The organism is Thauera aromatica (assembly GCF_023093595.1).
GTDB lineage: Bacteria > Pseudomonadota > Gammaproteobacteria > Burkholderiales > Rhodocyclaceae > Thauera > Thauera aromatica_A.
Window position 1 is genome coordinate 1 of the sequence record NZ_JALLIK010000011.1, and the last position, 555, is coordinate 555.

1 protein-coding gene is annotated in these 555 nt (G+C 61.4%); it reads left to right on the forward strand.

Annotated elements, in window-relative coordinates; all coding sequences use genetic code 11:
- The coding region (locus tag MXC99_RS00260) for an AAA family ATPase (RefSeq protein WP_247723647.1) at positions 1–555 on the forward strand (555 nt) is incomplete at both ends.

Genomic DNA, 555 nt, shown 5'->3' on the forward strand with positions numbered 1-555 from the left:
GCGCGACCTGTACTCGGTCATCAAGGACAGCGACGCGCACATCCGCTTCGCCATGCTCACCGGGGTGTCCAAGTTCAGCAAGGTCAGCTTGTTCTCGGGGCTGAACAACCTGCGCGACATCACCCTTTCCGCGGCCTACTCGTCGATTTGCGGCTACACCGACGAGGACGTCGACACGGTATTCGCGCCCGAACTGCTCGGGCTCGACCGCGAGGCGGTCCGCACCTGGTACAACGGCTACAACTGGACCGGCACAGCGGTGTACAACCCGTTCGATCTGTTGCTGCTGTTCCAGGAGCGCGAGTTTCGCCCTTACTGGTTCGAGACCGGCACCCCCACCTTTCTGGTCGATCTGCTCACCGAGCGCCAGGCCTGGCTGCCCGCGCTGAGCCAGCTGGAGACCGACCTGGATCTGCTGTCATCGTTCGAGGTGGACAACATCGCCACCGAGGCGCTGATGTTCCAGACCGGTTATCTGACCATCGATGAAGAGATCAACCTGTCCGGCAATTGGTTTTACCGCCTGCGCTATCCCAACCGCGAAGTGTTCCAGAG